This window comes from Flavobacterium hercynium (assembly GCF_002217285.1).
Lineage (GTDB): Bacteria > Bacteroidota > Bacteroidia > Flavobacteriales > Flavobacteriaceae > Flavobacterium > Flavobacterium hercynium.
The window spans coordinates 155,287-162,681 of the sequence record NZ_MUGW01000012.1 but is presented as its reverse complement, the minus strand read 5'-3'; the positions used below and the strand labels follow the sequence as shown (position 1 = coordinate 162,681).

Sequence of the window (7,395 nt, the reverse complement as noted above, 5' to 3'; positions counted from 1 at the left end):
TGAATTGTGAATTGTGAGTTAGTTGTAGTTGCATAAAATAATCTGTCGTTATTAACTCAAATTAAAAAGCAGACATAATCTAATAACTCACAACTAAAAACTCAAAAATTAAGGACTAAAACAAAAAATTCACAATTCACAATTCACAATTTATTACTTCTTAACGATTCCAAATTTCTTCACTAATCCGTCATATTCGTTTTTTGATATTGTTACCATACATCCGTGACGTACTTTTTCAGGAAAACTGTATTTATCCCAATCTGAAAAGAATGTATAACCGGAAGCCTGATACCAGGGACCGTTTAAATTATCAGCAATAGACAATCCGTAAGAAACGCCAGGATATTGCTCGTAATACATGTACCATATTTTATCGTCCGGAGAAGGAATCAACATTGGTGCTTCTCTAAAGTTTGGACTAATCGATTGTTGAGGCAAAGAATAAGGTCCTAAAAGTGATTTAGATTTGCCAATTCGAATTGTTTTTCCGGTTGTCCAGTACAAAGTTGGATAGGTTTCATCTTTAATTATAGCGTAGTATGAATCACCTACTTTTCTAATGAAAACATCGATAGTTCCCATATCCCAGTCAAATAAACGGTTTGGAGTTCCTTTGAAAGTTTTTAAATCTTTAGATAAAACATACAATGTTCGCTGACTTGCCCAATAACGCTCTCCATCTTCTTTGGTTCCCTCCAAATGTGGTGTATGCCAAGTCATGATAAATTGGTCTGAATCTTTGTCGAAGTATAATTTTGGAGCACCAATTCGCTGCAAAGCATGTGCATAATCGGGTGTACTTTTTAAATCCGGCGTGTAGTCTGAATGTTTTTTCCAGGTGATTAAGTCGTCTGAAACCCAAATATTGATGGTTTTCGCATCATCGCCTGTATTTCCGGCGATGTAATATTTTCCGTCTGGACCTTTACAAATATCCGGATGTCCTTTGTAATCTTCAAAAACTCTTTTTCCGCTATTTAGATTTTCCCAATGTAAACCATCGAGACTAACAGAATAATACAATCTGCCATAATCGTTGTGCGTCATGTGTGCAAAAAGATAGGCTTCGTTTTTTGCTTTTGCATTTCCCTTCACTTGTCCCGGAGGATCTGGCTGTTGAGCAGTTACAGAAAACCCAATCAGAACTGCTAGTAATAAAATAAATTGTTTTGTTGTTTTCATAAACTTTTTTAATGTGTCAATTAGTCAATTTGATAATGAGATAATTTTTGAAATGTGTTAATTAACTAATTTTCTAATTATCGCATTATCTCATTTCCTCATTATCTCATTTCCTCATTATCAAATTGACGTATTACCTAATTAACTTTATTCACCTCAGACGTCATCTTTTTGATTAAATCTGTTTCTGCTTTTATGTATGGCGTTCCGTCAGTATTAAGCACTTCGTGAAACCATAATTTTGGCGCTGAATCGTATTTTTTAGTCCAGCTGTCCCATGCATATTTGGTTTGTGTTTTTCCGTCAACAAATCCCCAGTTGATCATACCAACATTGTATTTTCTTGCAATTGGTAAAAATCCTGCAAAGGTGCTTCCGTTTGGTCTTGCCATGTATTCTGTACATAACAATGGTTTTCCGTAACGTTGTAATTCTTTGATAACTTTTTCGAATTCTGCAGGTGTATTATAGTTGTGAAAAGAAACAACATCTGATTGTTCAATCTGCATTTTGTGCATTGGTTCCATTTTTGCTTCTACGCTCCAGTCTCCAACCCAAACTCCGGAAGTTAATGGTTGTGAAGGATTGCTTTCTCTAGCCCATGCAAAAACATTTTTTAAAAGTGGCAAGATTAAAGCAACTTTATTTTTGATTTCAACTTTTTCGTAAGATGGTCCAGTCATATTATCCGGCTCGTTCCAAACATCCCAACCTAAAATACGCTCATCATTTTTAAATTTTGAAACAGTTTCTTTTACGTATTTTTCTAAGCGAGGGTATTGTGTAGAATCCTGTAAAACTTTTTGTCCCGGACTTTGTACCCAACCTGAATTGTGTGTGTGCGGTTTTGGTGCTCTTTGTTTTCCTAAAGCAGGAAAAGGATCCCAGCAGGAATCAAATAAAACAAACAATGTTTTGATGTGATGTTTGTCTGCAATTTCCAAAAATTTGTCCATACGTTTGTAAAGTCCTTCGGCATCTTGCTGGTGTAATAAATCGTGTAAGTAAACGCGCATTACATTCATACCAATACCTTCTGCCCAACCTAATTCCTGATCGATTCTTTTTGGATCAAATGTATCTTCCTGCCACATCTCTAATTGATTTATAGCTGTGCTAGGATAATAATTTGCGCCTACTAACCAAGGTTGTCCTGCATACCATGTATTGGCTTGTTCTTTTGACCAGATTTCTCTTTTTTCGACTACTACTGGTGCTGTTTCGTTTTTACTTTCTTCGGTATTATTTTTTTTGTTGTTGCAACTAAGCAATACAACTCCTGCCAACATTACTGTCAGATACAATTTTACTTTTTTCATTATGTATTTTATTATAGTATATGATTATTTTTATAAGGGAATCAGACTCGGGCTGGTCTGATTCCCTTTTTTATAATTCTAGTATTCCGGGTGTTGTTTTAAGTTTGGATTATTATCTACATCACTTTGTGGAATTGGCATTCTGTGATTTTTACCAACTGTAAAGTTTTTAAAATCAGGATCACGAAGCGCAATTTTATCAACAGAAGCCTGAGTGTCTAAATCTCCCCAGCGTTTTAAGTCTTCCCAGCGAACACTTTCTCCGGCTAACTCTAAAACTCTTTCAGTTTTTAAACGCTCTAAGAATTTATCGTGATCGTTTCCAATTTCAGGATGTGCAACTGCCAATGGGTTCATGTTTACACGAGTTCTTACCAAATCAACATATTGATAAGCCTCTGCTGTATTTCCTAACTCATTTAAAACTTCTGCATAGCGCAATAAAATATCAGCATAACGAACCAATCTGTAATTAACCTGATTGTAATAATCTTCATTATCTCTTTGGTAATCACGGCTTCCTTTTCTGAACCATGCTTCGTCATTATTCCATTCCCAGTTTCTATCGTAGGTTTTGTCTCCAAAATCAGCCAGTAAATCAGGGTAATATAAAGTCCATCTTAAACGCACATCAAGACTTCCGTCGATACTGTTTTCTTGTTTAAAAGCATCTACTAACCAAAAACGCGCTTGTCCATCAGACCATCCAATTCCTCTTGGTGCAAAAAATTGAGAACGGTTACTTGAAACTGCAGCATTTTGAGCCTCATCAGTTCCTCCTTTTCTTTGATCTCCAAACTGGATTTCAAAAACAGATTCGCTGTTGTTTTCATTTACGTCTGTGAAATTGTCTCTGTAGTTAGGCACTAAGCTATATTTCGCTCCTGCTCCTGTAACTAAGTAGTCTAAAGCACCTTTAGCTTCAGTCCATTTACGTTGTTGCATATATGTTTTTGCAAGAAAAGCTTTTACTGCACCTTTATCAGGTCTACCGGTCTGATCTGCCGGCCAACTGCCTGGTAAATCTTCAAAAGCTTCATTCAGATCTTTCTCAATTTGAATCCAAATTTCAGCAACGTTTTTTTGTTCCGGTAAATCTGCAGGTTCAGATGGTTCTAAAACCAACGGAATATCTTCCCAGATTACTGCTGCGTAATAGTAATTTAAAGCTCTAAGAAATTTAGCCTGAGCAATGATTTTCTTCTTATCCTCTTCGTTTTGAAAAGCAATATTGGGAACATTTGCTAAAACCTGATTACATCTAAAAATCGCTTTGTAGGTATCTCTCCAGGTTACTACATTTCCTTCCCAAAAATTATAATTAATGTAATTGAATCTTGTCCAGTCTGCCAATTCTGTCCACGGACTGTTGCTATATCCTTCATCAGAAGTTAAGTCTAAACGAAAATAGATCCATCTTGCCCAAACTCCATCTTTATAAAACATGGCATAAATTGAATTTACACCGGCTTGTGCATCACTTTCAGTTTTCCAATATTGATCTGTCGTTAAATCATTTGGGCTATTCAGGTCTAATTCGTTTTCACAAGCTGTAAAAACAATACCCAAAAAAGCTGCTGCTATTATTATTATTTTTTTCATTATGCTATTTTTTTTTAATTAAAAGCTAAACTCTACACCAAAAGAATACGTCTTAAGATTTGGGAATGAGCCATTATCTACACCTCTTTCAAAAATTCTGTTATCTCCAGTATTACTAAACTCAGGATCTAAACCTTGGTACTTCGTAATTGTAAAGATATTTTGTGCAGACAATGATAATCTCGCTCTCGTGATACCTGATTTTTCTAAAACACTTTTAGGAATATTGTATCCAAAACCTATGTATTTTAGTCTGATAAAATCGCCACTTTCTAAGAAACGATCACTATCTCCTCTTGAGTTTAAAGTTGAACCTTTTGTAACTCTAGGAAAATCTGTATTTGGATTTTCAGGAGTCCAAGGCTGAATACCTGTTCTGTAGTTACTATTGTCATCAAAACGATCTACAACACTTCTAAATCCATTATAAACAGTAGCTCCATGTGAAGCAATCCAGTTCATAGAAAAATCAAAACCTTTGTATTCTGCTCCTGCATTTAATCCCATTTCAAATTCCGGCCATGGGCTTCCTACTACAGCTTTGTCCTCATTTGTAATTTGTCCGTCACCGTTAACATCTTTAAAACGAATATCTCCCGGAACAGCATTTGGCATAATGGTTTTTCCTTCTGCATTTTTGTAGTTCTGAATTTCTTCCTGAGACTGAAACAATCCATCTGTTTGCAATACGTACCACATTCCTACGGGATTTCCACTGCGGGTCATTGTGTTACCGATAATGTTCTCATTTTGACCATTACCTAAAGAAAGTAGTTTGTTATTTACTTTTGTGAAGTTTACAGAAGCGTTAAAAGAGAATTCATTGATTTTTTTGCTGTAAGCTAACTCCAACTCAAAACCTTTGTTTTCTACAGTTGCAGCATTTGCAATTGGATTTCCTCCATCATTACCTGTACTTACTAAAATTGGGAATCCAAATAATACATCTTCTGTACGGGCAATAAAATAATCTGCTGTAAGACGCAAATCATTATTTAAAACGCCTAAATCTAATCCTAAGTTGGTTTGTTTTAATTTTTCCCAACGTAATTGAGGATTTGATAATTTTACCTGAGCTGCAGAAGGATATAAATTTTGATCTTTACCTAACACAATCTGTCCGAAATTATTAATGAAGCTTTTAGATTCGTATTCTCTAATATTTCCAGAACCCAGTTCTCCGTAACTTGCTCTTACTTTTAAATCTTTAATGAACTCTGATTTAAAAAACGATTCGTTGCTGATTCTCCATCCTGCTGAAATAGATGGGAAATTACCCCATTTGTTACCTTCGCTGAATCTTGAAGATCCGTCACGTCTAATAACAGCATTGAATAAATAACGATTATCATAATTGTACTCTAATCTTCCTAAGTAAGAAGCTAAAGCTGCTTCATTTAAAAAACCACCCACTACCGGTGAATCTCCCTGATTTAAAACTTCATAATATTGACCTGTTCCTGAATTCATTGGAAGGTTTCTCTTTGTTCCATAAATTTGATCGTACTTGTCTTTTTGAAAAGTCTGACCTACTAAAACAGTAATATCATGTTTGCCAAATTCTTTTTTGAAAGTCAGTGTGTTTTCAAACAACATTGTCTCTGATCTTCCTTTATTTTGATCTGTCTGAGATGGATCCTCAGGCTGGTTTAAGGTCCAGCTTCCTCTTTTTCTCATGTATTTATAAGAGTCAAAACTAGTCTCGTATCCAAAGTTAAAACGGTATTTCAACCATGGCACAAATTTTAATTCTGACCAAATATTTCCTCTAATTCTGAAATTTTGATTGGTAATATTTGAAAGATCTGCAAGTGCCAAAGGGTTTGTACCAAAAGTATCTGCAACTCCTTGTTTTCCGTAACCATAACCACCCGGATTAGCATCATCGTATAACGGAATTGTTGGTGTCATTCTGTACACATCAATAATTGGACTTCCTGACATTTCATCTGTTCTGGAATTACTGATTGCTAAATTTTCTCCAATACTAAAGATTCCTTTTGTACCGCTTGAGTTTACACGAAATGAAATTCTGTCAAAATCAGTTCCGATAACGCTACCTTCATTTCCAAAATAATTTCCAGACATAAAGAAGGTTGAATTATCACTTCCTCCTGAAAAACTAGCATTATAATCCTGCATCATTCCAGTTCTGAAAGTCGCATCCTGCCAGTCTGTATTAACATCCATATTTAGATTTTGTCTCGGAAATCCAGCATTATCATAAGCCATATTATTAAATTTTGCGAACTCTTCCGTTCCCATTAAATCATATCTTGGCATTACCGTAAAACTGCTTTTGGCAGAAACTTCTACTTTAAGCGGTCCTTTTTTACCTTTTTTAGTAGTAATGATAATTACACCATTTGCTGCTCTTGAACCATAAATAGCTGCTGCAGAAGCATCTTTTAAAACCTGAATCGATTCGATATCATTTGGGTTAAAATCTCTGTTTCCGCTTGTTACCAAACCATCAATTACATATAATGGGTTAGCATTCTGAAGATTCTTCAATCCACGAATTTCAACATTCGCTTCCTGTCCCGGACGTCCGCCACCACGAACTTTAACTCCGGTAACTAAACCCTGAAGTCCATCGGCAACTGTAGTTACCTGACGTTTTTGAATTTCATCTGCTTTTACTACCGAAACGGCTCCTGTAAGGTCTTTTTTCTGTTGTGAACCATATCCTACAACCACAATTTCGTCCAGTTTCATAGCATCTTCTCCTAAAGAAGCATTTATTGTGGTGTTATTGTTGATCGCAACTTCAACGGTTTTATATCCTTGCGAGCTAAAAACCAAAGTTTGATTTGGGCCTGCCGATATTTTGTAGCTTCCATCAAAATCGGTTACGGCACCATTTTGAGTGTTCTTTATGACAACATTTGCAAACGGAATTGGTTCTCCTGTTGGAGACGTCACTTTTCCGTTTATGGTTATTTGCTGTTGTGCATACGTTTGTTGAACTAATAAACTAAAGAAAAACAAGAGGTAATATCTCTGCTTTAAAATTTGAGTGAACTTTGTTTTCATTGATTTGTCATTTTAGATAGTTTTCTTTTTTAGTTGGTTTTGTTTTTGTTTTTTAAATTTTAGCCGTCTTTTATTCTAATACTGCACGACTTTAAATCAGTCTTTAATAATAATGTGTTCATATTAATTCAAAAATAGTAATGATGTATTTTTTAAAAGTTTATTTTATTGATACTCTATTTTTTTGGCCTAAAAATTATCAATATCATTTATTTAAAAAATCAAAGTAGAGGCTTTTAATTCAAAATAAAAT

At 35.0% G+C, this 7,395-nt stretch carries 4 protein-coding genes; all 4 read right to left on the bottom strand.

Annotated elements, in window-relative coordinates:
* Window positions 1–153: 153 nt before the first annotated feature.
* Window positions 154–1,185: a glycoside hydrolase family protein gene (locus B0A66_RS06365; protein ID WP_089049013.1), complete on the bottom strand. Its 1,032-nt coding sequence runs from the start codon at window positions 1,183–1,185 to the stop codon at window positions 154–156.
* 137 nt (window positions 1,186–1,322) lie between these two features.
* Window positions 1,323–2,504 (bottom strand): glycoside hydrolase 5 family protein, encoded by a 1,182-nt coding sequence (locus B0A66_RS06360; protein WP_089049012.1) that lies wholly within the window; start codon window positions 2,502–2,504, stop codon window positions 1,323–1,325.
* A 78-nt stretch (window positions 2,505–2,582) separates the two neighbouring features.
* Entirely contained in the window at window positions 2,583–4,106 is a 1,524-nt protein-coding gene (locus tag B0A66_RS06355) for a RagB/SusD family nutrient uptake outer membrane protein (protein ID WP_089049011.1), read from the bottom strand.
* A gap of 18 nt (window positions 4,107–4,124) precedes the next feature.
* The gene (locus tag B0A66_RS06350) at window positions 4,125–7,142 is read right to left on the bottom strand and encodes a SusC/RagA family TonB-linked outer membrane protein (protein WP_089049010.1); all 3,018 of its coding nucleotides are present in this window, start codon (window positions 7,140–7,142) and stop codon (window positions 4,125–4,127) included.
* Between the last annotated feature and the right edge of the window lie 253 nt (window positions 7,143–7,395).

What these genes read in the sequence shown, in the direction of transcription:
- B0A66_RS06365 (WP_089049013.1), bottom strand. Translation starts at nt 1,185, where the DNA reads ATGAAAACAACAAAACAATTTATTTTATTACTAGCAGTTCTGATTGGG.
- B0A66_RS06360 (WP_089049012.1), bottom strand. Translation starts at nt 2,504, where the DNA reads ATGAAAAAAGTAAAATTGTATCTGACAGTAATGTTGGCAGGAGTTGTA.
- B0A66_RS06355 (WP_089049011.1), bottom strand. Translation starts at nt 4,106, where the DNA reads ATGAAAAAAATAATAATAATAGCAGCAGCTTTTTTGGGTATTGTTTTT.
- B0A66_RS06350 (WP_089049010.1), bottom strand. Translation starts at nt 7,142, where the DNA reads ATGAAAACAAAGTTCACTCAAATTTTAAAGCAGAGATATTACCTCTTG.